The organism is Streptomyces cyaneofuscatus, assembly GCF_033109485.1.
GTDB lineage: Bacteria > Actinomycetota > Actinomycetes > Streptomycetales > Streptomycetaceae > Streptomyces > Streptomyces cyaneofuscatus.
The window spans coordinates 4699905-4722965 of the sequence record NZ_CP137002.1 but is presented as its reverse complement, the minus strand read 5'-3'; the positions used below and the strand labels follow the sequence as shown (position 1 = coordinate 4722965).

The 23061-nt window shown below is 70.8% G+C and carries 22 protein-coding genes; 8 read left to right on the top strand and 14 right to left on the bottom strand.

Features of this window, described 5'->3' with window-relative positions; genetic code table 11:
- Nucleotides 1-111: 111 nt before the first annotated feature.
- The 3 genes from R2B67_RS20890 to R2B67_RS20880 all read right to left on the bottom strand — a co-directional run bounded on the left by R2B67_RS20890 (nucleotide 112) and on the right by R2B67_RS20880 (nucleotide 2277).
- The gene (locus R2B67_RS20890) at nucleotides 112-732 is read right to left on the bottom strand and encodes a TOPRIM nucleotidyl transferase/hydrolase domain-containing protein (RefSeq protein ID WP_317820162.1); all 621 of its coding nucleotides are present in this window, start codon (nucleotides 730-732) and stop codon (nucleotides 112-114) included.
- A gap of 81 nt (nucleotides 733-813) precedes the next feature.
- Nucleotides 814-1992, bottom strand: coding sequence for a M20 family metallopeptidase (locus tag R2B67_RS20885; protein WP_381075297.1), 1179 nt, complete (start codon nucleotides 1990-1992; stop codon nucleotides 814-816).
- Between the two features lie 54 nt (nucleotides 1993-2046).
- Entirely contained in the window at nucleotides 2047-2277 is a 231-nt protein-coding gene (locus tag R2B67_RS20880) for a hypothetical protein (RefSeq protein WP_317820160.1), read from the bottom strand.
- Between the two features lie 111 nt (nucleotides 2278-2388).
- Between R2B67_RS20880 and R2B67_RS20875 the strand changes: the two genes are divergently transcribed.
- Nucleotides 2389-3219, top strand: coding sequence for a class I SAM-dependent methyltransferase (locus R2B67_RS20875; RefSeq protein ID WP_317820159.1), 831 nt, complete (start codon nucleotides 2389-2391; stop codon nucleotides 3217-3219).
- A gap of 36 nt (nucleotides 3220-3255) precedes the next feature.
- On the opposite strand, the gene R2B67_RS20870 is transcribed toward R2B67_RS20875, so the two are convergent.
- Both R2B67_RS20870 and R2B67_RS20865 read right to left on the bottom strand, forming a co-directional pair.
- Nucleotides 3256-4095, bottom strand: a complete 840-nt coding sequence (locus R2B67_RS20870; RefSeq protein ID WP_317820158.1) for a hypothetical protein — start codon at nucleotides 4093-4095, stop codon at nucleotides 3256-3258.
- An 823-nt stretch (nucleotides 4096-4918) separates the two neighbouring features.
- A complete protein-coding gene (locus R2B67_RS20865; RefSeq protein ID WP_317820157.1) occupies nucleotides 4919-6058 on the bottom strand; it encodes a MarR family transcriptional regulator in 1140 nt (379 codons plus the stop codon).
- A gap of 484 nt (nucleotides 6059-6542) precedes the next feature.
- On the opposite strand from R2B67_RS20865, the gene R2B67_RS20860 reads away from it, so the two are divergent.
- Both R2B67_RS20860 and R2B67_RS20855 read left to right on the top strand, forming a co-directional pair.
- A complete protein-coding gene (locus tag R2B67_RS20860) occupies nucleotides 6543-8111 on the top strand; it encodes a PfkB family carbohydrate kinase (protein WP_317820156.1) in 1569 nt (522 codons plus the stop codon).
- Entirely contained in the window at nucleotides 8101-9699 is a 1599-nt protein-coding gene (locus R2B67_RS20855) for a PfkB family carbohydrate kinase (RefSeq protein WP_317820155.1), read from the top strand. The genes R2B67_RS20860 and R2B67_RS20855 overlap by 11 nt, the downstream gene beginning before the upstream one ends.
- A gap of 76 nt (nucleotides 9700-9775) precedes the next feature.
- On the opposite strand, the gene R2B67_RS20850 is transcribed toward R2B67_RS20855, so the two are convergent.
- Both R2B67_RS20850 and R2B67_RS20845 read right to left on the bottom strand, forming a co-directional pair.
- A complete protein-coding gene (locus R2B67_RS20850) occupies nucleotides 9776-11695 on the bottom strand; it encodes an AMP-dependent synthetase/ligase (RefSeq protein ID WP_317820153.1) in 1920 nt (639 codons plus the stop codon).
- A gap of 75 nt (nucleotides 11696-11770) precedes the next feature.
- Nucleotides 11771-13030: an acetyl-CoA C-acetyltransferase gene (locus R2B67_RS20845; protein WP_317820151.1), complete on the bottom strand. Its 1260-nt coding sequence runs from the start codon at nucleotides 13028-13030 to the stop codon at nucleotides 11771-11773.
- 199 nt (nucleotides 13031-13229) lie between these two features.
- Here R2B67_RS20845 and R2B67_RS20840 point away from each other — a divergent pair, with 199 nt between their 5' ends.
- From R2B67_RS20840 to R2B67_RS20830, 3 genes are all read left to right on the top strand, one after another.
- The gene (locus R2B67_RS20840; RefSeq protein WP_317820149.1) at nucleotides 13230-14582 is read left to right on the top strand and encodes a 3-oxoacyl-ACP reductase; all 1353 of its coding nucleotides are present in this window, start codon (nucleotides 13230-13232) and stop codon (nucleotides 14580-14582) included.
- Between the two features lie 5 nt (nucleotides 14583-14587).
- Nucleotides 14588-15427 (top strand): MaoC family dehydratase, encoded by an 840-nt coding sequence (locus tag R2B67_RS20835; protein ID WP_317820147.1) that lies wholly within the window; start codon nucleotides 14588-14590, stop codon nucleotides 15425-15427.
- Nucleotides 15428-15492: 65 nt separating this feature from the next.
- On the top strand, nucleotides 15493-15876 hold the full coding sequence (locus tag R2B67_RS20830; RefSeq protein ID WP_317820145.1) for a VOC family protein: 384 nt from the start codon (nucleotides 15493-15495) through the stop codon (nucleotides 15874-15876).
- A gap of 15 nt (nucleotides 15877-15891) precedes the next feature.
- On the opposite strand, the gene R2B67_RS20825 is transcribed toward R2B67_RS20830, so the two are convergent.
- The 6 genes from R2B67_RS20825 to R2B67_RS20800 all read right to left on the bottom strand — a co-directional run bounded on the left by R2B67_RS20825 (nucleotide 15892) and on the right by R2B67_RS20800 (nucleotide 21316).
- Nucleotides 15892-16545, bottom strand: a complete 654-nt coding sequence (locus tag R2B67_RS20825) for a TetR/AcrR family transcriptional regulator (protein ID WP_018512705.1) — start codon at nucleotides 16543-16545, stop codon at nucleotides 15892-15894.
- A 183-nt stretch (nucleotides 16546-16728) separates the two neighbouring features.
- Nucleotides 16729-18117: a dicarboxylate/amino acid:cation symporter gene (locus R2B67_RS20820; RefSeq protein ID WP_317820142.1), complete on the bottom strand. Its 1389-nt coding sequence runs from the start codon at nucleotides 18115-18117 to the stop codon at nucleotides 16729-16731.
- 435 nt (nucleotides 18118-18552) lie between these two features.
- Nucleotides 18553-18846 (bottom strand): DUF4229 domain-containing protein, encoded by a 294-nt coding sequence (locus R2B67_RS20815; RefSeq protein WP_026241617.1) that lies wholly within the window; start codon nucleotides 18844-18846, stop codon nucleotides 18553-18555.
- 164 nt (nucleotides 18847-19010) lie between these two features.
- Nucleotides 19011-19547 carry a GNAT family N-acetyltransferase gene (locus R2B67_RS20810; protein WP_317820139.1) on the bottom strand — a complete coding sequence of 179 codons (537 nt, stop codon included), beginning with the start codon at nucleotides 19545-19547 and terminating at the stop codon, nucleotides 19011-19013.
- Nucleotides 19548-19648: 101 nt separating this feature from the next.
- The gene (gene mqnE / locus R2B67_RS20805) at nucleotides 19649-20812 is read right to left on the bottom strand and encodes an aminofutalosine synthase MqnE (RefSeq protein ID WP_026241616.1); all 1164 of its coding nucleotides are present in this window, start codon (nucleotides 20810-20812) and stop codon (nucleotides 19649-19651) included.
- Nucleotides 20813-20860: 48 nt separating this feature from the next.
- Entirely contained in the window at nucleotides 20861-21316 is a 456-nt protein-coding gene (locus R2B67_RS20800; protein ID WP_010063935.1) for an Lrp/AsnC family transcriptional regulator, read from the bottom strand.
- Nucleotides 21317-21437: 121 nt separating this feature from the next.
- On the opposite strand from R2B67_RS20800, the gene R2B67_RS20795 reads away from it, so the two are divergent.
- The gene (locus R2B67_RS20795) at nucleotides 21438-21584 is read left to right on the top strand and encodes a hypothetical protein (RefSeq protein ID WP_317825063.1); all 147 of its coding nucleotides are present in this window, start codon (nucleotides 21438-21440) and stop codon (nucleotides 21582-21584) included.
- Nucleotides 21585-21594: 10 nt separating this feature from the next.
- Here R2B67_RS20795 and R2B67_RS20790 read toward each other — a convergent pair whose 3' ends face one another.
- The gene (locus tag R2B67_RS20790) at nucleotides 21595-22278 is read right to left on the bottom strand and encodes a UbiX family flavin prenyltransferase (RefSeq protein ID WP_237326473.1); all 684 of its coding nucleotides are present in this window, start codon (nucleotides 22276-22278) and stop codon (nucleotides 21595-21597) included.
- Nucleotides 22279-22398: 120 nt separating this feature from the next.
- On the opposite strand from R2B67_RS20790, the gene R2B67_RS20785 reads away from it, so the two are divergent.
- Nucleotides 22399-23031: a rhomboid family intramembrane serine protease gene (locus R2B67_RS20785; protein WP_018512698.1), complete on the top strand. Its 633-nt coding sequence runs from the start codon at nucleotides 22399-22401 to the stop codon at nucleotides 23029-23031.
- The last annotated feature ends 30 nt before the right edge of the window (nucleotides 23032-23061 follow it).

Here is a 23061-nt window from a genome sequence, read left to right as displayed (position 1 = left end):
CAGTGGGGTGCGAGGTGTGCGAAGTGCCGTGGAATCTACGCGAGTTGATCGGACACCAGAGTGCCGTAAGTTGTGCCCGGCCGACAGACCCCGCGACCTGGCCGTCTCGCGTCAGAGGGCGGCGAACAGGTCGTCGAGCGGGGCGGGGACCTGGTCGGCGTCGAGGGCTTCGACGAGGACGCGGCCGTAGTGAATCTTGCGCCCCTTCTTCGTACCGAGGAACCGCCTCAACTGCTGTTGCGGGGAACGGCCTTGCTGGGCGGGCTGCCGCAGGAAGATCCGGAGCGCGCGCAGGTCGCCCTCCGCCTGGACGAGCTGCTCCACGCGCGGCACGCCGAGGGCGCGGATCAGCTCCTCTTCCAGATCGGCCGCGCAGACGAAGAACTCCTGCTCCGCCCCCGCCCCGGCCCGCTCCCACCCCCGCTCGTAGAAGCCGCGCTCCCGCTCGTCGCACAGCCCCGTGAGGCGTACACCCAGCCCGGAGGGCCCGAGGAGACCGGCGAAGCGGGCGACGCTCATCGCGCCGCCCATGGGGAGGACGCAGACCCCCTCGGCGGCGAGGTCCCGGCCACGGCTCTCGGCCAGCGCGTTGACGGCGGCGGCGTCGCTCGGGCCTTCGAGGAGGACGGCGGTCCGTACGGGGAGCTGTTCGGCCAGGTCACGGGCGGCCTCGCCGGGCCCGCCCGCCGCCCATGCGGTGACCGCCTCGCGGAACGCCTCCATGTCAGCCATGGGGCGAGTCTCCGCCCTGCGCGGCCGGTACGGTAGCGAATTTCCGCCGACACGCTGGGCGGGTAGGCGCAGGTGTGGCTGCTACGCCCGGGGCGCGTGCTGGATGGCCTTCACCAGCCCGGCCGCCAGGTGGGCGCGCTCGGCCATGGCGTCGATGACGACGTACTCGTGGTCCGCGTGGGCGCCGCCGCCGACCGCTCCCAGACCGTCGAGCGTCGGCACGCCCACGGCGGCGGTGAGGTTGCCGTCGCTGCCGCCACCGACGGCCGTGGCCTCGATGCCGGGCATCAACTGCTGGGCGAGGGAGAGTAGTTCGGCCGCAGCGGACTCGGGCATGGGCGGTCGCGCGATGGACCCCTCGACGGTGATCCGCGCCCCCTCCACATGGGAGGTCAGGGCGGCGAAGGCGGCTTCCACGCGCTCCTTCTCCTCGTCCGACTCGACCCGGACGTCCACGACCACGGTCGCCTCGGCGGGTACGACGTTCTCCAAGGTCCCGGCGGACGCGACAGTCGGGGTGACCGTCGTCCCGAGCTCGGGCCGGCTGAGGGCGGCGATGTCCAGCACCTGGTGCGCGGCCTCGACGAGGGCGTTGACCCCGGCTTCCGGCTCCAGCCCGGCGTGCGAGGCCCGGCCCGCGATGGAGACCTGGAACGCGCCGCACCCCTTGCGCGCGGTCTTCAGGGCTCCCCCGTCGGCGGCCCCCTCGAAGACGAGTACGGCACCGCAGGCGCGGGCCCGCTCCTCGATGAAAGCCCGGGAGGAGAAGGAGCCGACCTCCTCGTCGGCGGTCACGAGGATCTCCACGCCGGACCGGTCCCGCTCGTCGAGCGTCGCCAGCCCGTGAACGGCCTGCACGAGACCGCCGAGCATGTCGAAGACACCGGGCCCGGTCGCGCGCCCGTCCGCGACGGCGAACGGCCGACGCGCGAGGGTGCCGAGCGGGAACACCGTGTCGTGGTGGCCGAGGACCAGGACACGGGGCTCACCACCGGCGACCCAGTGGACGTGGGTGCCGCCCGCGTTCACGTTGAGCACGGCCTGCCCGCCGAGGCGGTTCTCGATGACGGTGGCGACGGCTTCGGCGGACGCGGCCAGGGCGTCGAGATCGCGGGACGGGGACTCGATCTCGACGAGCGTACGGAGGTCTTCGAGCATGGCGTCGGTGCTGACGGCGGAGGCGGTGGCGGGGGCGTCGGCGTCGTTACGGGGGCTGGCACCGGCGCTGACGCTGGGGCTGGCGTTGTCGTGGCTGGTCACGCGGCCAGCGTAGTGGTCACGCGGGCCGGGGAGAGGGCTTGTCGCCCTCCCCTGTCAGCCGCGCCAGAACTGCCAGCGGGCGTGGGGCGGCGCGCAGTGGCCGGCGGCGATGGCTTCCTGGTAACCGCGCTCGGCGGCCTCCTTCTGTTGCGCCTCGCCCCCGAACGAGGCCACCGCGTAGAAGCAGCTCGGCCGCACGGTCTGGGCGCTGAACAGGCCAAGGGCCGCAATGGCGCAGACGATGAGAAAGAGTCGACGGCTGTCGGCGGCTATCCAAGAGATCACGTGCGCATGGTACGGAGCGTCTCGGCGTCTCCGAGCCCGAAGGCGGGATCTGCGCCGGGCGAAGCGGGGGCGGGAGGCGGGGACGGGGCGGGGCCGCGTAGGTTCGCGCTCATGACGACCTCGACGCAAGAGTCCTTCCTGCGGGCCTTCCACGCCGCGTCCCCGGCCGTGACAGCGGATGCCTTCGGCGACGCCCGGGCGGCGGACGGACGGTCCAGCTACGAGATCCTGTGCGACCGGGTCGCCGAAAGCGGGCGGGTGCTGGATCTCGGCTGCGGTGACGGCCTGTTGCTGGAGTTGCTGGCCCGGACCGAGGGCCGTCGGCTCGCGGGCGTGGACCTGTCACCCGAAGCCCTGGCGCTCGCGCGACGCCGACCGGGGTTGGGCGGCGCGACCGTGCTGGAGGGGCGGGCCCAGGACCTTCCCTTCGCCGACGACAGCTTCGATGCCTGCGTGTCCCACATGGCGCTGATGCTGATGGGGGACGTCGAACAGGTCATCGCGGAGGTGGCCCGCGTGCTGGCTCCCGGGGCCACGCTGGCCTGCGTGATCGGGGGCGGGGCGGTGGGCGGCGAGGCGTACGAGCTGTTCCTCGGGCTGCTGAGGGCGGCGATCAAGGACGCGCCTGCCGCGCAGCGGGTGCCCGCGCTGGGTGACAGGCGAACACGGAGCCGAGAGGGTCTCGACAGCCTCCTCGGCCCTGCGGGGTTCACGCCGGTCGACTGGGAGACGGTGGCCATCGACCTGAGCGGCCGCCCGGAGCAGGTGTGGGCCGCCCTGTCCGGCGTCTACGACGTGGGCCCGCTCGACCCGCGTACCGTCACATCACTGCGTGAGACGTTCCTCGCCCGGGCGGAGGCGCTGGCACTCGCTCTGGAGATGCCGGACGGGCTCGTGCCGTGCGGAATGAAGGTCCATGTCGTGACAGCGCGCCTACGGTGACGCGGTGGAGACCGGGGAGGTTCCGCTGACGGGTGGTCACGCGGGAACGCCTGCCCGGTCCAGTACAGCGGCCATCTCGTCCTCGGGGAGCGCCGGGTTGGCCGCCGCGCTGGAGGCGAGTTCGGGGACATGGAGTGCCTCGCGGAGCCGGTGGAGCGGGAGACGCGGGTCGCCGGCCGCCTCCTGGCGTGTCCAGACCGTGGGGTCATGGCTGAGCCGTTCGATCAGCGTGGGGGTGGCGGCCGGGTCCCGGACGGCCAGCCGTCGGTAGTGGCCGTCCGGGTGGTCCGCGTAACGCGCGGCGAGGCCCTCGCGGGGGAAGCGGGGGTGCGTCTCCGCCATCCAGGCGGAGAAGGTGGAGCCGAGCCGTGCGTACACCCGCATCAGGACCTCCTCCGGGGTGTCGGGGTGGTGGATGCCCAGGCAGTCCTCCACCACCGGGTCCTCGACGCGTGCGAGCAGGAGCAGCAGGTCGGGCGGTAGGTGGGGGCTCCGGGCGGCGGTGCGGCGGAGCAGCGGGTGGGCGGAGGTCGCGGCCCGTCGCAGTACGTCGGGGTCGGCGAGCCCGTCCCGTACCCACTGCACGCCCTCGCCCCTGTCGAGGTACCCCACCGTGAAGTCGATCGCCATGCGCCGCGTCTCGTCCAGCTCGGGCCTGACGGAGACCGCGAGCCGTACGTCCTCGTCGGGGTCGACGGCGAGCCGCTCCACGAGGTCGGCGGGCAGCGACGGGTTCTCGGCGAGGGCGGCCAGGTACGTCCGCTCGGCGAGGCACCGTTCGGCGTCGGCACGGTGGAGAAGCCCGTGGCGTAGCGCCTCGGCGGCGGATTTAGGGTCGCGGAGAAGTTGGCGGTGAGGTGCGCGTCCCGGCGGCACTCCCCCAGTGCGGCGGCCCGCCGTACCTCGGGGTCGGGGTCGGCCAGCAGCGCCGACTGCTCCTCCGGCGACAGCTTCTCCCACACGCGGGCCGCGCTTAGGCGCGCTGCCGGATCGCGGTGCGTGGCCAAAGATGCCACGAACGACGGCGCGAGATGGGGTGATTCCAGCAGGGCCGCCCGTACGGAAGGGTCATGGTCGTCGAGCAGGCGGGCGCACACGTCGTCCGGCAGCGGCACGACCGTCGCACGCGGGTCGCCCCATTCGGGTCCGTACGCGAGAGTGGCCCGCACCTTGGGGGACGGGTCGTCCACGAGCCGGGCCCGCTGCCCGGGCTCGGCCAACTTGCTCTTCGCGTAGTCGATCCGGACCCAGATGTTCGGGTGAGCCAGGATCACCGCGACGGCCGACTCGGGGAGTCCAGGCCGGTGCATGGCGTACCGGGGCGGGCCGTCACCGCCTCCGTCGAACGCGAGCAGGCGCAGCAGCAGCGGTGTCGGGAGCGCCGGGTTGCGGGCGAGTCCGTCGAGTGCGGGTGCGTGGAACGCGACCATCGTTGCCCTACCTCTGTCTCTCGGCGGCCGGTTGCACCACCATGGTCCCCCGTCCCCCGCGTGGGCGGGGACCACAGTTCGTGACCTGCGGGTTTACGCGGGCGGAGGCTCGCCTTTACTCACTTCTTGAGAAACGGACACATCTCCCCCGAGGTGCGAGCAGGCTGTGCTCGGTGCTGTGTATGTCGGAAGCAATTCTGCCCTCGCCGACCACAAAGGGGCTCCCAATTCTCCGAGTTGGCAAGGGGGGAATCCGCCGCCCGTCGGCCTCAGACGGTTCTGAGCAGGTCGCGGAGGTTGGCCATGCGGGCCTCGATGTCGGTGGCCTCGGTGGGGTCGACGGGGGCTTGGTCGGTGTTGTCGGTGTTGGGTTGGTGGGTGGTGCGGCAGGGGCGGCAGAGGCCGTCGGGGAGGGCTTCTGGTTGGCCGGGGCGGCCGCAGTCGGTGCATTCGATGAGGATGCGGCGGGCTGGTGCAGGGCCGGGGGTGCCGGGTGAGGTGCTGTCTGCGGTGGGGATTCGGGGCGGGATCTTGTCGGTGAGGCGTTTGCGGATGAAGCCGAGGGGGCTGTCGACCTGGGCGGGGAGTCCTGCGGTGAGGGCGCTGATCAGGTAGTCCACGCTGACACCCCGGGCGAGCCACTCCGCCGCCAGGGGCTCCAGTGCTGCGCAGTCGCCGGCGGAGAGGGGCAGGCGCCGGTCCTCGTGGCCGAGGCGGGCCAGGGCGAGGTACGCAGGGGAAGGGGCGGCTTCGGAGGAGTGAGGGGTCGCCGGGGCCTGAGCGGGAGCCGCGTCCGGGGCGGCTGGCTCCGCGTCCGGCGCCTGCGCCTGTGCCTGTGCCTGTGCCTCAGCCTGAGTGCGTTGACGCGGTACGACGTTGCCCTCGGGGGCCCCTTCCGCACCAGCGCCCTCCGGCGCGGGCGGTGGTTCCTCGTCCGGGACCCAGGGCGGCGGCGGAGGCGTGTCGGGGGCCGGGGCATCCGGTGCGGGGCTCACGGCGTGGGTGGCCTTCTCGGTGGTGAGGTAGGCGGTCCACCACTCGTTGTCGTGGGCGGTGCGGGACCAGAAGGTGCGGAAGACCCACCGCATCTCGTCACCCGCGCCGACCGCACACCGTACGCGCCGCAGGTGCCCGGCCACCGACAGAGCCGTCAGGGCGCTGCTGATGGCTTGCTGCCCGTAGAGCGGGAGCTGCTTGGCCAGCTCCTTCACGCTCATCGCCGCGCCCTCGGGGAGGTGGTCGACGTACGCGGCGACGTACCGCTCGCGCACAGGGAGAAGGCTGAAGTCGCGCGGCGTGCGCTCAGGTTGGCCGGGTGCGGAACGTTTGCCGTAGCCGGGCTTGGCCATCGGGTACGGGGCGGAGCGTGCGGGGGCGGGCAGGGCGGAGCTAGTGTGCTGTGTAGCCACGGGATCGCCTTTCGCGGGATCGATCTTGCGGTCAGACCCCGGCCTGGTGGTGACACACCGTGTCGGGGTCGTTTAGTTCTCGAACCGTAAGCACTCGTGACGCTCCGCCGCAAGCTGTCACGATTAGTCATACTTGCTCGCCGTTACGGGGTCAGGGAGGTAGGGGAGGTTTCCCCTAACCCCCAATCTCACCCGCCAGTTAAAGAAGGCGCTCGAATCCCGAAGCTCGCATCCCGACGCCCGCGTCCCGGGGCCCGAGCTTCGGGCCGGACCCCGCCCACGTACCCCCGAAAGAGCGAACCGACCGGCCTCTGAAACTCGAACCCCGAAATCCCGAAGCTCGAAGCCCGAAGCCCGAGCCCGGGCGCGGACCCTGCAGCACGCCCCTCCAGCCCGCGCGGCGCCGAGGGTAGTTCGCCTCGCCGTCCGGGTATAGCGCACCTGGAACGGACCCGTTGGCTGGTGCACTGGTGAGGGGGCGGCCGTGGGGCCGGACGACAACGGCGTGTGCCCGGAGCGCAGTCCGGAAATTGTGGGATTCGGGGCGTTGAACGTGGACCTGATCGCCAGTGCCTCGCGGCTGTCGCAGAAGATGGCCGAGCAGATCTCCGAATCGACAGCCCGGTTCGAGTGGAACATCGAGGGACCCGTCGATGAGGCCGTCATCACGAAGGCCATCGAGCGGCTGGGCGCATCCTCATTGGACGCCTCGTTGGGCGGTTCCGCGTGGATCACCATTTTCGCACTCGCACAGATGCGTGTGGATATCCGCCTCGGCTATGTAGGAGTCGCTGGGCGGATCGAGACGCCCGGGTTGTCCTTCATCCGGCAGATGGATCTTCTGGGGATAGACCGGCGGTGGGTGGCACGTCGAAGTGACCGGTTGAGCGGCATGTGCCTCTCCTTCCTCGATGATGTCGAGCGGGTCATGCTGACTCATCCCGGAGCGAACTTCACCATGGCCGAGCATCTGCGCGACAACGGGGAGGCCATTGCGGCCTATCTGGCGCGCGCCCAGGTCGTGCACGTCACCTCGTTCCTGGACAGAGTGACGCCTCCGCTCATGCTGGAGGTACTCACCGCGGCACGACGGCTCAATCCCCACCTGCGGATCAGTTTCGACCCGGGTTACGACTGGGCGGAACATCGCACCGACAGCATCGACGGAATCCTGGCTCTGAGCGATCTCCTGTTCATGAACCACCGGGAACTCAAAGCACTGGGAGATTACGAACCGGGGGAATCCGACGATATTCTGGCCGGCCGAGTTCTGGACCTGTGCGGTGCGGACTGCACCGTATTCGTCACCAAACGTTACGACCTGGTCGAGGTCTTCCGTTCCTCGGCGGCCGGGGTGCTGGCGCAGCGTTTCCAGCTACAGCGGCCCGGTCATGAGACGGCGATCGAGGACGCGACCGGCGCCGGGGACGTGTTTGCCGCCGCAGTGCTCACCGCATTGCTGTCACGACGCATACAGGTGGAATTGGGGTCCTACATCGGGCTGACCCTCGCCCGACACCGCCTGCACCATCAGCATGCGCCGGAGGTGGGTTCTCCGCGTCTGGACCAAGGCTTTCTGCAATCCACCGAGAAGCTGACCGGCCCGGGCACCCGGCCCCCGGGTGTACTGGTCGCGCACGACGACGGCGCCGATCTGGGGTCGCTGCGTCGGTTCCTGCAAGAGGACTGCCACCTGCCCGTGCACGCTTTGGCGCGAGACGCGTCGGGCGGAGACGAGTACGCCCGGTTGATGCGTCAGCGGCTCGGGCGGTGCGGATTCGCCGTGTGCGTGCTGTCGGCCTCGCGGCTGATGGCGGGCGGAGGCCGTAGGGCCAGCGAGGACATCGTTCACCAAGTCGGCATCTTCCAGGGATACTACGGCTTCGGACGCGTGGCGATCCTGGCCGAGGAAGGCTGTGAAGCGCCGTCGAACATTGCCGGACTGATTCGCCTCGACTTCGCACCCGGTCGCATGGACGCCACTTTCTGGGAGTTGGAGAGAATGCTCGTGAGGGAAGGTTTTGTGCGCGGTGGTGGCCGATATGACCATTGATCTGAGCGCGGATCGGCCGGAAAAGCCCGCCTCCGATTTCGCTCTGGATGTGGTCGGGATCGGTGCGCTCAACCTCGACTACATCACCACCGCCTCCCGCGCCGCCGCGCAGGAAGCCGGCTCCGGGGCCGCTTTGAGCACCCGCATCGTCGGCCTCCTGGACGAGGGCCGGCCGGTGCCCGAGTGGGGAACCGAGACCGCGGTGGACGAGCACATCGTGTACGCGGCCTTGGAGGCGACGGATGCCGCGTCGCTCCAAACTGCTCTGGGCGGTTCCGCGTTCAACGCGATCAACACCCTCGCGCAACTCCAGCTCGACCTGCGTCTGGGCTATGTGGGAGTCGCCGGCCGGGTCCCAGGCCCAGGCCTGTCAGCTCTCGCACATCTGGAGGCCATGGGCGTCGATCACCAGATGGTCTTCCCCGACGACACGCGCCTGTGCGGAGTGTGTTTCTCCTTCACCGAGGACGGTGAGCGCACCCTGCTCACCCATGCGGGTGCGAACGCCGCGATGGCGGACCACCTTGAGCGCTCCTTCGACGACCTCGTCCGCTATCTGGCCTCCGCGCGGGTCGTCCATGTCACCTCCTTCCTCGACGAGCGCACCCCCGGGACGCTGCTGGCCCTGCTCCATGAGGTGAAGAGGGTCAACCCCTCGACGCGGATCAGCTTCGACCCTGGTCACGTGTGGAGCCTCTCGCCGACACCCGAGGTACGGGGCATGGTGGCTCTGGCCGACTATCTGCTCCTGAATCACCGCGAGTTCCGTGAACTGGGCCAACGGGCACCCGCGGACTCCGACGAGGACATCGCCGCACGGTTGCTGGAACATGTGGCCGGTGACCGCAGCGTGATCGTGGTCAAGCGCCGCACCGGTATCCAGACCTGGCGCCGGGAAATGGGCAAGGCCCTGGGCAGCTTCTACCCGCAGGCCGTACTCGCCGACGACCAGATCGAGGACGCCACCGGGGCAGGCGACGTCTTCGCGGCGGGGCTGCTCGCCGTCCTCACCGGTGACCGCCTGCAGATCGAGCTGGGAGCCATCCTCGGTATGACCCTGGCCCGTCACAAACTGCGTTACGTCGGTAGCCACGGGCACGCTCAACTGGCCGAAGTGACAGCCGACTTCATCCGTTCGGTGGACGCGGCCCGGCGCACCGCCGCGCTCCCCGGCGGCGTGTTCGTCGCTCACGGCAGAAACCCGGAATGGCTGGCGGTGAAGGCATTTGTCGAGCAGCGCTTCGGCGTACCGGTCTACTCCTTCGAGTCGGACGCCTGGGGCAGCCGCCCGGTCACCGAGGCACTCAGCGACTACCTTCAGCGGTGCGACTTCGCCATCTGCGTGCTGACCGCCGAGGACGCCACCAGCGAAGGACACCGCGTCGCACGCCAGAACGTCATTCATGAGATCGGACTCTTCCAGGGGCGCTGCGGCTTCGATCGCGTCCTGGTACTGGCCGAGGAGGGCTGCGAGTTCATCCCCGCAGCCATCACCCCCCACACCCTCACCTTTCCGCGCCACGCCATCGACAAGACGTTCTGGCACCTCGACCGCACGATGCGGGCGCAGGGCTTCAAGCATGCGTGAAGCGATGGACGCGGCAGCCAAACGACCACCGCTCGTGATCAGCGCGCCTGGCTCACGATCAAGGCACCTCGACCCCTCACCGCCGCCGGTACAGCCCCTCGATCTCCCCCGCGAAGTCCCGCGCGATCGCGTCCCGCTTCAGCTTCAGCGACGGCGTCAAGTGCCCCCGCTCCTCCGTGAAGTCCACCGGCAGGACCACGAACTTGCGGATCGACTCCGCCCTCGACACCAGGCGGTTCGCCTCGTCCACCGCCTTCTGGAGCGACGTGCGCAGCTCCTCGTCGTCGACCAACTCCCTTAGCGGCACGTCCTGTTTCTTCACCATCTGGCGCCAGTGCTGGAGGCCGTCCGGCTCCAGGGTGATCAGGGCCGTGATGTACGAGCGGTTGTCGCCGACCACCATGCACTGGCTGACCAGGGGGTGCGCGCGGAGCCAGTCCTCCAAGGGGGCGGGGGTGACGTTCTTGCCGCCCGACGTGATGATGATGTCCTTCTTGCGGCCCGTGATCGTCAGGTAGCCGTCCTCGTCCAGCGTGCCGAGGTCGCCCGTCGGGAACCAGTCGCCGTCCAGGAGGTACGGGACCGGCTCCGCGCGCTCCGTGTCCCAGTAGCCCCGGAACACCTGGCCGCCCCGCAGCAGCACCTCGCCGTCGTCCGCGATGCGTACCGACGTACCGGGCAGCGGCCAACCCACCGTCCCCAGGCGGGGTTTGAGGGGTGGGGTCACCGTGTGGGCCGCCGTCGTCTCCGTCAGGCCGTACCCCTCGAAGATGCCGATGCCGGCGCCCTCGTAAAAGGAGGCGAGCCGGCGGCCCAGCGGGGAGCCGCCGCAGATCACGTACCGGACCTTGCCGCCCAGCGCCGCCCGGATCCGGCGGTAGACCAGGGGGTCGTACAGGGCGCGGGCCGCGCGCAGGCCGAGGCCAGGGCCGGGGCCCGTGCCGTGTTCGGCGGCCTCGACCGCCTTGCCGTAGCGCTGCGCGATACGGGCCGCGCGGTCGAACGACGACGCCCGGCCCATCTTCTCGGCCGTCGCCCGGCCCGTGTTGTAGACCTTCTCCAGTACGTACGGGATGGCCAGGAGGAAGGTGGGACGGAAGCCCGCCAGGTCGGCCAGGAGGTCCTCCGTCTGGATGGAGGGGGCGTGGCCCAGGCGGACTCGCGCCCTCATGCAGCCGATCGCCACCATCCTCCCGAAGACGTGGGAGAGGGGGAGGAAGAGGAGCGTGGAGGCCGGGTCCTTCGAGACCGACTTGAAGACCGGGTGGAGAAGCTCGATCGCGTTGTCCACCTCGGCGAAGAAGTTGCCGTGGGTGAGGACGCAGCCCTTCGGGCGGCCCGTCGTGCCCGAGGTGTAGATGAGCGTGGCGGGGGACTCCGGTTCCAACGTTGCGCGGCGCGCCGACACCGCCTCGTCGGGGATGTCCTTCCCCAGCGACTTCAGGTGGCCGATCGCCCCCGTGTCGAACTGCCACAGGTGCGCCAGATCGCCCAGCTGCTTGCGCTCCTGGCTGATCAGGCGGCCCTGCTCCTTCGTCTCCACCGCGCACGCCACCGCGCCCGAGTCCTGGAGGATCCAGCGGGCCTGGAAGGCGGAGGAGGTGGGGTAGATGGGGACCGTCACCAGGCCGGCCGCCCAGGCCGCGAAGTCCAGCAGCGTCCACTCGTACGTCGTACGGGCCATGATCGCGACCCGGTCCCCCGCTCGCAGCCCCTCCGCCATCAGGCCCTTCGCCACCGCCAGCACCTCGGCGGCGAACTCGGCCGCCGTCACGTCGTGCCAGGTGGAGTCGGCGTCCTTGCGGCTCAGCACCGCCTCCGCCGGGGCCTCACGGGCGTTGTCGAACGGGATCTCTGCCAGCGAACCCCGCAGGACCGGGGGCGCGAACGCCGGTACGGAGACCTCCTGGACCCGGCCGTCCGGGCCCCTCTTCTTCGTCGGTTCCACCAACGTGGGCGTGGGGGCGGATGTCGGGGCGGGTGAAGGCGTTGACACGTGCGGCTCCTCAGTGGCGGGGGGTCGGGCGGGTCTTCGTCGCCGGGTCGTCCGTCCGGCAGATCACCAAAGTCCTTACGGGCGTTCCAGGATGGCCGTCACGCCCTGGCCGCCCGCCGCGCAGACCGAGATCAGCCCCCGTCCCGGGGCCTCCCGTTCCGCGAGCAGCTTGGCCAGCGTTGCGACGATCCGTGCCCCCGTGGCGGCGAACGGGTGGCCCGTCGCCAGCGAGGACCCGGCCACGTTCAGGCGGGTCCGGTCCAGCGGGGACAGGCCCTGCTTCTCCCAGGCGGCGAGGGTGGCCAGCACCTGGGAGGCGAACGCCTCATGGATCTCGTACAGGTCGAAGTCCTCGATGCCCAGGCCCGCCCGCTCCAGCAGGCGCGGCACCGCGTACGCCGGGGCCATGAGGAGGCCGTCGTCGCCGTCGACGTAGTCCACCGCCGCCGTCTCGTAGAGGGTGAGGTAGGCCAGGGGCTCGAAGCCGCGCTCCCGCGCCCACTCCTCGCTCGCCAGGAGGACCGTCGCCGCGCCGTCCGTGAGGGGGGTGGAGTTGCCGGCTGTCATGGTGGGGTTGTCCCCGGATGTGCCGAACACCGGCTTCAGCTTGGCGAGTTGCTCGGGTGTGGAGGTGGGGCGGAGGTTCTGGTCGCGGGTCAGGCCCCGGTACGGGACGACGAGGTCGTCCAGGAAGCCGCGTTCGTACGCCGCCGCCAGGCGCTGGTGGCTCGTGGCGGCCAGCCGGTCCTGGTCCTCGCGGCTCACCGCCCAGCGGCGGGCGGTACGGGCCGCGTGCTCGCCCATGGACAGGCCGGTGCGCGGCTCGGCGTTGCGCGGGATGTCGGGGACCAGGTGGCGGGGGCGTACGGCGGACAGGGCCTTGAGGCGGGCGGGCGTCGTCCTCGCGCGGCGGGCGGCGAGCAGGATGCGGCGCAGGTCGTCGTTGACGCCGAGCGGGGCGTCGCTCGTGGTGTCGGAGCCGCCCGCGACGGCCGAGTCCACGGCACCCAGGGCGATCTTGTTGGCGGCGGCGATCACGGCCTGGAGGCCCGTACCGCACGCCTGCTGGATGTCGTACGCCGGTGTGCGCGGGTCCAGCGCGGAGCCGAGGACGGTCTCGCGGGCCAGGTTGAAGTCGCGGCTGTGCTTGAGGACCGCGCCCGCCACGAACTCCCCCACCCGCTCCCCGGCCAGGCCGTACCGCTCGACCAGGCCGCCGAGCGCGGCCGTCAGCAGGTCCTGGTTGGAGGCGGTCGCGTACGGGCCGTCCGAGCGGGCAAAGGGAGTACGGCTGCCGCCGATGACCGCGACGCGGCGGGGGGCGGGGATGTTCATGGAGTCCGTCCGGGGGCCGTGCGTACGGGAGTCGTCCGTACGGAAGCCGTTCCCACGGGGATCGTCCGTCCGGAAGCCGTTCCCACGGGGATCGTCCGTCCGGGAAGCGCCCGTCCGGGATCGTTCATCTCGACCAGCTCCTGACTCTTGAGTAACCTTACTCTGGAGTAAATCTACGACCGAGCAGGGAGTCAGGACAATGGCCGATCGCTATCTGCACCTCACCGGCACAGCACCCGGCCGCTTCCTCACCCGCCGCCTCGGCCTCCCGCAGCCCGCCCCGCTGCGCCGCTGGACCCTGGAGACCCCGCACCTGGACGGGTCGCTGCTGCACCTGACGGCGGGGGCGTCGGCGGTCACGGGGGTGGCGGAGGCCCTGAGGACTTCAGGGCTCACCGTCACCGAGCGCGCCGACCGCCCCGCCGCGATCGTCCTCGACGCCACCGGGGTCGCCACCGCCGCCGGGCTCGGGGACGTCCACGCCGCCCTGCACCCCGTCGTCCGCTCCCTCGCGCCGGGCGGGCGGATCGTCGTCCTCGGTACGGTGCCGTCGCCCGACGACCACCACCAGGCCGCCACCCAGCAGGCGTTGGAAGGGTTCGTCCGGTCGCTGGGCAAGGAGATCGGGCGGGGCTCCACCGTGCAGCTCGTACGGATTCCGGTCGCACGGATTCCGGGCGGGGCGAGCGCCCACGCCGCCGGGTCCACCCTCCGCTTCCTGCTCTCGCCCCGCTCCGCCTACGTCAGCGGCCAGGTCATCGAGCTGACCTCCGCCGCCCCCGACTCCGGCTCCGCCCCCGCCCCGATCACCGACCCGGCCGCACCCCTCACCGGCCGCACCGCCCTGGTCACCGGGGCCGCCCGGGGCATCGGCGCGGCCGTCGCCTCGGTGCTCGCCCGCGACGGGGCCCGGGTCATCGCCCTGGACGTACCGGGAGCCCGCGAGGAGCTGGAACGTACCGCCGACCGGCTCGGCGCCACCGCCCTCCCCCTGGACATCACCGCACCCGACGCCGCCGACCGCATCGCCGCGGCCGCACCCGACGGGCTCGGCGTCCTCGTCCACAACGCGGGCATCACCCGCGACCGCCGCCTCGCCAACATGCCGGCCGACCGCTGGGCGTCGGTGATCGAGGTCAACCTGGACAGCGTGCTCCGCACCACCGACGAGCTGCTCAAGGCGGGCACCATCACGCGCGGCGGCCGGATCGTCGCCACCGCCTCCATCGCGGGCATCGCCGGCAACACCGGGCAGACCAACTACGCCGCGAGCAAGGCCGGGATCATAGGCCTGGTCCGCTCGCTCGGGCCGCGCGCCGCCGCCGACCACGGCGTCACCGTCAACGCGGTCGCGCCCGGCTTCATCGAGACGAAGATGACGGCCGCCGTACCGCTCTTCATCCGCGAGGCGGGCCGCCGTATGAACTCCCTTTCCCAGGGCGGCCTTCCGGTCGATGTCGCCGAGGCCGTCGCCTGGTTCGCCCAGCCCGACTCCACCGCCGTCAACGGCCAGGTGCTGCGGGTCTGCGGCCAGAGCCTCCTGGGAGCGTGAGCGCGATGACCTCCCTCAGCGCCTCCCTCGTCCGCGGGGCCGTCACCTCACCGTTCAAGCACCCCGGCCGACCGGGCGCGACCCTGCCCACCGACCGCCTCACCCTCCCGGCTGCTCCCGCCGCACCCGGCCCCCTGGCCGCGTACCGAAGGATCTGCGGCTTTCCGGCACCGGAATCCGGCCCGCTCCCGCTCACATACCCACATGTCCTGGCCTTTCCGCTCGCCATGCGGCTGATGACCGGGCGGGACTTCCCGCTGCCGGTCGTCGGGCTCGTCCACACCTGGATCGAGATCAGCAGTCACCGGCCCGTGCAGCCGGGGGAAGCGCTCGAACCGACGGTGTACGCAGCCGAGTTGACGGCTCACCGGCGCGGCACCGAGGTCACGATGGTGACCGAGGCGCGGGTGGGCGGGGAGCTGGTCTGGGAGTCGCGCAGCGGCTATCTCTCACGGCACGCGCCGAAGGCCGAGACGGCGGCCGCAAGAGTCGGGGAGGAAGCCCCCGAACTCCCCGCCATCGCCGAGTGGCGGCTGCCCGGCGATCTCGGGCGGCGGTACGGAGCCGTCTCCGGCGACCGTAATCCGATCCACCTCCACCCGCTCACCGCCCGCCCCTTCGGCTTCCCCCGGGCCATCGCGCACGGCATGTGGACGGTGGCCCGCTGCCTGGCCGAGGCGGACAAGCAGGCCGGTGAACTCCGTACCGTACGAGCCGAGTTCAGGGCCCCCGTCCTGCTCCCCGCCACCGTGACGTACGCCGCCGACCCGGCCGGGAACGCCTTCGCCCTGCGCAGCGCGAGCGGACGCGTCCACCTCACCGGGACGGTGACGCGAGCGCTCTGAGGCAGGCCGGCCCGCACCTCCTGAGGCAGGCCATTTCGCGCCCCCGGGTTCCTACACTGGCCGCCATGGCATGCCGCATCAGTGAACTGGTCATCGAAGCCGCCGACGCCGAGCGGCTCGCCGCGTTCTGGAGCGAGGTCCTCGGCTATGCCGAGATCGGCCGGGAGAGCGACGGGTCCATCGAGATCGGGCCGCCCGGCACCGGCTTCGGCGGCCCGCAGCCCACCCTCGTCCTGAGCCCCAACAGCGAGCCCCGGCCCGGGAAGGTGCGGCTCCACATCGACGTCAGCGCCACCGACCGCGACCAGGACGCCGAGCTGGAGCGGCTCCTCGCCCTCGGCGCCCGGCCCGCCGACGTCGGGCAGACCGGGAACGAGAGCTGGCACGTCCTGGCCGATCCGGAGGGCAACGTCTTCTGCCTCCTGCGTACCCGCGTCCGGCCGCTCTGACCCTCGTACGGACTCCTACGACGCGTCGTCCACCGGCGGCTGCCACGGCCGGGCGTGCATCAGGTTCTCCAGGCCCGCCCAGGCGAAGTTCATCAGCGTCGCCGCGGCCTCCTTCGCCGAGACGCCCGGGGTGTCGTTGGCCCAGCCCGCCAGCGACTCGGCGGCCCCCACCAAGGCCTGTGCGAGGCCCGCCACGTCCCGGTCCGCGAGGGCGGGGTCGCGGTGCGCCTCGCGGGCGGCGGCGCCGATCAGGCCCGTCACGAACGCGACGATCTCGTCGCGCATCACCACGACCTCGCTGATGAACGGCTCCCCGTGGGAACGCGCCTGGCGGTGCAGGACCGCCCAGCCGTCCGGGTTCTCCGCGGTGTGGGTGAAGAACGCCCGCAGTCCCGACCAGAGTTGGCCGTCGGCGGGCAGCTCCGGGTCCACCCCGGCCCGCACCGCCGCCACCAGGGCTTCCGCCTCGCGCCGGATGCAGGCGGAGAAGAGGTCCTCCTTGGAGTGCAGGTAGAGGTAGACCAAGGGCTTGGAGACGCCCGCCAGCTCCGCGATCTCGTCCATCGAGGCGGCCCGGTAGCCACGCTGCCCGAAGGTCTGCACCGCGGCGTCCATCATCTGCCGCTCGCGCACGGCGCGTGGCATCCGTTTGCTCTTCACCGCACCCATGTCACCGCACCCACGTCCGACGTCCTCCCCGCCCCACGGTCCTGCTCCCCGGCCAAGAGTACGGCGCCGGACAGGCCTCCGCCGTACGGAGGCTCCGCGCCTGTGCACACACGCGAGCGCCCCTGGTCCGCCTCGCGGGGAGGCGGACCAGGGGCGCTCTGGGCCGTACGGGCAGCGCTGCCGCTAGGCCGTGACCGGAACCGCGTCCTTCGGTGCCGACGCACGGTCGCGGTCCTCGTCCCGGTCGGCGTCGTCGAACGCGTCGATCGGGGAGGCCGAGGCCGAGTTGTACTTGTCGTGGTCGAGGATCTTCTCGCGGGCCGAGACCAGGACCGGGACCAGCGCCTGGCCGGTGACGTTGGCGGCGGTGCGGATCATGTCCAGGATCGGGTCGATGGCCATCAGCAGGCCGACGCCCTCCAGCGGGAGGCCCAGCGTGGAGAGGGTCAGGGTCAGCATGACCGTCGCGCCGGTGAGACCGGCGGTGGCGGCGGAGCCGATCACCGAGACGAAGGCGATGAGCACGTAGTCACCGATGCCCAGCTGGACGTCGAAGATCTGCGCGACGAAGATCGCCGCCAGCGCCGGGTAGATCGCGGCGCAGCCGTCCATCTTCGTGGTCGCCCCGAACGGGACGGCGAAGGAGGCGTACTCCTTCGGAACGCCGAGGCGCTCGGTGACCCGCTGGGTGACCGGCATGGTGCCGACCGAGGAGCGGGAGACGAAGGCGAGCTGGATCGCGGGCCAGGCGCCCTTGAAGAACTGGAGCGGGCTGACCTTGGCGACGGTGGCCAGGAGCAGCGGGTAGACGCCGAACATCACCAGGAGGCAGCCGATGTAGACGTCGGCGGTGAACGTCGCGTACTTGCCGATCAGGTCCCAGCCGTAGGTGGCGATGGCGTAGCCGATGAGGCCGACGGTGCCGAGCGGGGCCAGGCGGATGACCCACCACAGGGCCTTCTGCAGCAGCTCCAGGATCGACTGGCTGAGTGTGAGGATCGGCTGGGCCTTGTCGCCGAGCTTGAGGGCCGCGATACCGGCGACGGCCGCCATGAAGACGATCTGGAGCACGTTCAGCTCGGTGAACGGCGTGATCACGTCGGTCGGGATGATGCCGGTGAGGAAGTCGATCCAGCTGCCGGTGCGCTCGGGGAGCTCACCGTCCTTCGGCGTCAGGCCGGTGCCGGAGCCGGGGTTGGTCACCAGCCCGATGACGAGGCCGATGGCGACCGCGATCAGCGACGTGATCATGAACCAGAGCAGGGTGCGGGTCGCCAGCCGGGCCGCGTTGTTGACCTTGCGCAGGTTGGTGATCGACACCAGGATCGCGAAGAAGACCAGCGGGGCCACGGCCAGCTTCAGCAGCTGGACGAAGATCGAGCCGACCTTGTCGAGCGTGGTGACGAGCCAGGAGACGTCCTGGCTGCGGGCCAGCCAGCCGAGCAGGACACCGAGGACCAGACCGGCGACGATCTGGGCCCAGAAGGGGACCTTGGGTATACGCGCACCGGGGCCGGAGCCGGTGGACGGCTGCTCGGCCTCGGGGGCGGCGGACGCGGAATTCGCGGACACGGACACACTCCAGTGGGGACGCATCGGGACGTACGAGGACAGACGTACGGTCGTGCGGTGGAACGGGGACGGGGTCGCGGCGCCCGCGTCGAGGGCGGCGCCGCTGCATGATGCCGTATCAGACTTCGCGGCAACAGACCGCGGACATACAGCGGCAGAGATCGACATGCAGGCGCGCCACGAGCGGGGGGCTCGCGGCATGACGGAGGCGCACTGCTGTCTTCATGTCGAACACGTTAACACTTGAACTTTGGGAACCTCAAAGCCTTTCTTTGACCATGAGACATGGGCGAGACAGGCAGCAGATGGGACAAAGCGCCTCATGGTGGCCCGGAAACGGCAAGAGCCCCAGTACGGGAGCGGCTGCTCCGGCCTGGGGCTCTGCGGGACGGTTCACGGGGCGCGCCCGATGGCGGGCGCGGTGTGTGAGGAAGCTTACTGAACGACGTCCTCGCGCGTGCGGTTGGCGTCGAGGCGGGCCTTCGTCCGGTCGACCTTGGTGACGATCTGCTCGGACATCTCGTCGCGCTGCTTGCGCAGCAGCACGAAGCTGAGCGGGGCGGAGAGGACGAGGCCGAGCAGCATGACCCAGACGACGTTGGAGCCGCCGAGGCCGGAGGGCACCAGCCCGAAGTGGACGGCGACACCGGCGATGAAGAAGCAGCCCACGAAGATCAACAGGCGCAACGCCGTGTACCGGATCATCGCGCTCGGCTTGGCAGCGGACACGGCAGGCCCTCTCTTCCCATCAACGGTCGGAACTCTCGACACACTCCTGCCCGTCCAGTGAAGCATGACCCGAATTCTCAGGGTTCAGGGGGTTCCCGGGGCAGGCTCCCGAGGGTCCCCACGGGCCCCTACGGCCCCACGGCCCCCCACCGGCCCCCACCGGCTCAGACTCCCGCCGGGCCCAGCGGGAGCAGCATGACGATGTCGTCGCGGTCGTCGCCCGGGGCGACCCGGATGCCGCCTGGGACGCGGCCGACCTCCTTGTAGCCGCAGGCGGCGTAGAAGCGGTCGGCGCCGGTGCCGCCGCGGCAGGTGAGGCGGATCGCCTCGATGCCCTCGATGGAGCGGGCCGCGCCGGCGGTGGCGGCCATGAGGTCGCGACCGCACCCCTGGCCCTGGTGGCGGGGGTGGACCATGACGGTGTAGAGCCAGAGCCAGTGCGTCATCAGCCGGTGGGTGTTGAGCGTGAGGAAGGCGGTGGCGGCGACGGCCCCGTCCTCGTCGCGGCCCACCAGCAGCCGGGTGCGGCCCTCCTCGATGGCGACGAGGTGCTTGAGCAGCTCGGGCCGGATCTCCTCAGCCGTGACCGGCGGGACGAAGCCCACGGCGCCGCCCGCGTTGCTGACGTCGGCCCACAGGGCGGTGATGCCGTCGCGCAGGGCGGGCGAGAACGCGGGATCCAGCTCGAAGGTAAGTGGCATAGAGCCAGACTAACCATTACCCAACCGTCGGCTCAACTCTGTCCGGAACGCGAGAAAGCCCCGGCCGGGGACCGGGGCTCTCGTACATCAGGAGGGGGGGGTCAGACCCGCATCGGCTGCGGCGACTCGCGCCGGTCCGCCTCCGGGCCCGGGTACTCGCGCAGGATCTCGTACCGCGTGTTCCGCTCGACCGGCCGGAAACCGGCGTCGCGGATCAGGTCCAGCAGGTCCTCACGGCCGAGCTTGTTCGGCGTACCGAAGTCGTCGGCGTCGTGCGTGATCTTGTACTCGACCACCGAGCCGTCCATGTCGTCCGCGCCGTGCTGGAGCGCGAGCTGGGCGGTCTGCACACCGTGCATCACCCAGAAGACCTTGACGTGCGGCACGTTGTCGAACAGCAGCCGGGAGACGGCGAAGGTCTTCAGCGCCTCGGCGCCGGTCGCCATCGTCGTACGCGCCTGGAGCTTGTTGCGGACCTTGCCGTCCTTCATGTCCACGAAGTCGTGCTGGTAGCGCAGCGGGATGAAGACCTGGAAGCCGCCGGTCTCGTCCTGCATCTCCCGCAGCCGCAGCACGTGGTCGACGCGGTGACGGGGCTCCTCGATGTGCCCGTACAGCATCGTCGCCGGGGTCTTGAGCCCCTTCTCGTGCGCGAGACGGTGGATGCGCGACCAGTCCTCCCAGTGGGTGCGGTGGTCGACGATGTGCTGGCGGACCTCCCAGTCGAAGATCTCCGCGCCGCCGCCGGTCAGCGACTCCAGACCGGCCTCGATCAGCTCGTCGAGGATCTCGGAGGCGCTGAGGCCGGAGATCGTCTCGAAGTGGTGGATCTCCGTCGCCGTGAACGCCTTGAGCGCCACGTTCGGCAGGGCTTCCTTCAGCGCGCTGAGCGAGCGCGGGTAGTAGCGCCACGGGAGGTTGGGGTGCAGCCCGTTGACGATGTGCAGCTCGGTGAGGTTCTCGCCCTCCATCGCCTTGGCCAGGCTGACGGCCTCCTCGATCCGCATCGTGTACGCGTCCTTCTCGCCCGGCTTGCGCTGGAACGAGCAGTACGCGCACGAGGCGGTGCACACGTTGGTCATGTTGAGGTGGCGGTTGACGTTGAAGTGCACCACGTCACCGTTCTTACGGGTGCGCACCTCGTGCGCCAGCCCGCCGAGCCACGCCAGGTCGTCGGACGCGTAGAGCGCGATCCCGTCCTCGCGGGTCAGCCGCTCGCCGGCCCGGACCTTCTGCTCCAGCTCGCGCTTGAGTCCCGCGTCCACCTGGCCGCCTCCCATTCCTCCGTACAACAGACCGCACCAACCGTACGCCTAGGACTCCTCCGGAAGTTCCCCGACCCGGTTCTCCCACTTGGTGGAGAGCACGATCGTCGTACGGGTCCGGGAGACGCCCTTCGTCCCGCTCAGGCGCCGGATCGTCTTCTCCAGGCCGTCCACGTCACCGACCCGGACCTTGAGCATGTACGAGTCGTCGCCCGCGATGAACCAGCAGTCCTCGATCTCCGCGAGGTCCTTCAGCCGGCGCGCCACGTCCTCGTGGTCGGCGGCGTCCGAGAGCGAGATCCCGATCAACGCGGTGACGCCGAGGCCGAGCGAGGCCGAGTCGACGGTGGCGCGGTAGCCGGTGATGACACCGGCGGTTTCCAGCCGGTTGATGCGGTCGGTGACGCTGGGCCCGGAGAGCCCCACGAGCCTGCCCAGCTCGGCGTACGAGGCCCTGCCGTTCTCTCTGAGGGCCTGGATGAGCTGCCTGTCCACCGCGTCCATATGACTGAAACCTTCCATTGTTCAGCAGTACCGCGAGTCTACGTGTAGAATCTAAGGCATGCAGGGCTCACACCCTGCAAATCTTCTAGAACATCCAAGAAACGCTTTCGAATCTTCAGGAGTGAACTTCACCGTGTACACGATCGAGATGGCCTACGCCCGGATGCGCGAGCTGCAGGACCTGGCCAACCGCTCGCGTGCCCACCAGCCCGCCGCCGCGCACCGCGTGGACAAGACCCGCACCCCGCGCACCACCAAGAAGCGCTGACCCGCGCCCCTCACTCAGCCGGGCTGCGGGAGCCGCCACCGAGCTCTCCCTCCCAGCGGCGGTACAGCCGGTGTTCCACCCCGGCCGCGTCCAGCACCCGCCCCGCGACGAAGTCCACCAGGTCCTGGATGTGCGTCGCGCCCGCGTAGAACGCCGGAGAGGCGGGCAGCACGACCGCGCCCGCCTCGTCCAGGGCCACCATCTGCTTCAGCGTCTGGCCGCTCAGCGGGGTCTCGCGCACCGCGACGACAAGCGGCCGGCGCTCCTTGAGCGTCACGCTCGCGGCCCGCTGGAGCAGATCCTTCGACAGACCGAGCGCCACTCCGGCCACACAGGCCGTCGAGGCCGGCACGATGAGCATCCCCTTCGCCGGGTACGACCCGGAGGACGGCCCGGCGGCCAGATCACCGGCCGCCCAGTGGCGTACGCGCTCCAGCTCCGCATCGCCCACCGTGAAGGTGTCCGGCTTCCCGTCGGCGCCGCGTTCCAGCCAACAGCGCAGGTCCTCACGCCAGTGCGCGTCCCGGAACGCGATGCCGGTCTCGTCCAGCAGGGTGAGCCGCGAGGCCCGGCTCACCACCAGGTCCACGCTCTCGCCCCCCGCGAGCAGCCCGCGCAGGACAGCGGCCGCGAAGGGGGTACCCGAAGCACCGGATACCCCGACAATCCAAGGCCGCCGCTGCTGATGAGTCACTGAAGTCCCGGATTCCACATCTGCGAGCCTATCCGGCGCCCCCTGGCACCCCGCACCCGGAACCGGGCGGCGGCGCGGGACGTTCCACAGATGACGGCAACCCGGGGGCAGGGGCAGACCATGGGCGATTACTGGACCACCGACCGGAACAGCGGCTCCACCACGACCGGCAGCGCGCGGGCGCTCACGGCCGGGATCCTCATGGTGGGCTGGGTCGCGCTGCTGTGGATCCTCGAAGGGATCGACGTGGCGACCGGACACGCACTCGACACCTACGGCATCAGCCCGCGCGAGATCGCCGAGCTGCGTGACGTCATCCCCGCCGCGTTCCTGCACAGCGGCTGGGAGCACGTCGCGTCCAACAGCGTCCCGCTGCTGGTCCTCGGCTTCATCGCCGCCCTCGGCGGGCTGCGCAGATTCGCCGCCGTCGTCGTGACGATCATCCTGATCAGCGGCATAGGCGTCTGGCTGACCGCCCCCGCGTTCACGGTGACGCTCGGCGCCTCCGGCGTGGTCTTCGGGCTGCTGGGCTACCTGCTGGTCCGCGGCTTCGTGGACCGCCGGCCCTGGGACGTCCTCATAGGCATCGGCGTCGCCGTGGTCTACGGCTCGCTGCTCTGGGGCGTCCTGCCCACCGACTCGGGCGTCAGCTGGCAGGGCCACCTCTTCGGGCTCATAGGCGGAGTGGCGGCGGCCTTCTTCTTCCGCCGCCCGCCCGCGCGCCGGGGCCCGGACAACCTGGTCACGGTCTGAGCCACGGCTATTAGGCGTAATGACCGCCGG

Bases quoted from the DNA above. Each gene is read 5' to 3' on its own strand.
- R2B67_RS20890 (WP_317820162.1), bottom strand. From the start codon at position 732: ATGGCTGACATGGAGGCGTTCCGCGAGGCGGTCACCGCATGGGCGGCG.
- R2B67_RS20875 (WP_317820159.1), top strand. From the start codon at position 2,389: ATGACGACCTCGACGCAAGAGTCCTTCCTGCGGGCCTTCCACGCCGCG.
- R2B67_RS20855 (WP_317820155.1), top strand. From the start codon at position 8,101: ATGACCATTGATCTGAGCGCGGATCGGCCGGAAAAGCCCGCCTCCGAT.
- R2B67_RS20845 (WP_317820151.1), bottom strand. From the start codon at position 13,030: ATGAACATCCCCGCCCCCCGCCGCGTCGCGGTCATCGGCGGCAGCCGT.
- R2B67_RS20840 (WP_317820149.1), top strand. From the start codon at position 13,230: ATGGCCGATCGCTATCTGCACCTCACCGGCACAGCACCCGGCCGCTTC.
- R2B67_RS20835 (WP_317820147.1), top strand. From the start codon at position 14,588: ATGACCTCCCTCAGCGCCTCCCTCGTCCGCGGGGCCGTCACCTCACCG.
- R2B67_RS20830 (WP_317820145.1), top strand. From the start codon at position 15,493: ATGGCATGCCGCATCAGTGAACTGGTCATCGAAGCCGCCGACGCCGAG.
- R2B67_RS20825 (WP_018512705.1), bottom strand. From the start codon at position 16,545: ATGGGTGCGGTGAAGAGCAAACGGATGCCACGCGCCGTGCGCGAGCGG.
- R2B67_RS20810 (WP_317820139.1), bottom strand. From the start codon at position 19,547: ATGCCACTTACCTTCGAGCTGGATCCCGCGTTCTCGCCCGCCCTGCGC.
- R2B67_RS20800 (WP_010063935.1), bottom strand. From the start codon at position 21,316: ATGGACGCGGTGGACAGGCAGCTCATCCAGGCCCTCAGAGAGAACGGC.
- R2B67_RS20785 (WP_018512698.1), top strand. From the start codon at position 22,399: ATGGGCGATTACTGGACCACCGACCGGAACAGCGGCTCCACCACGACC.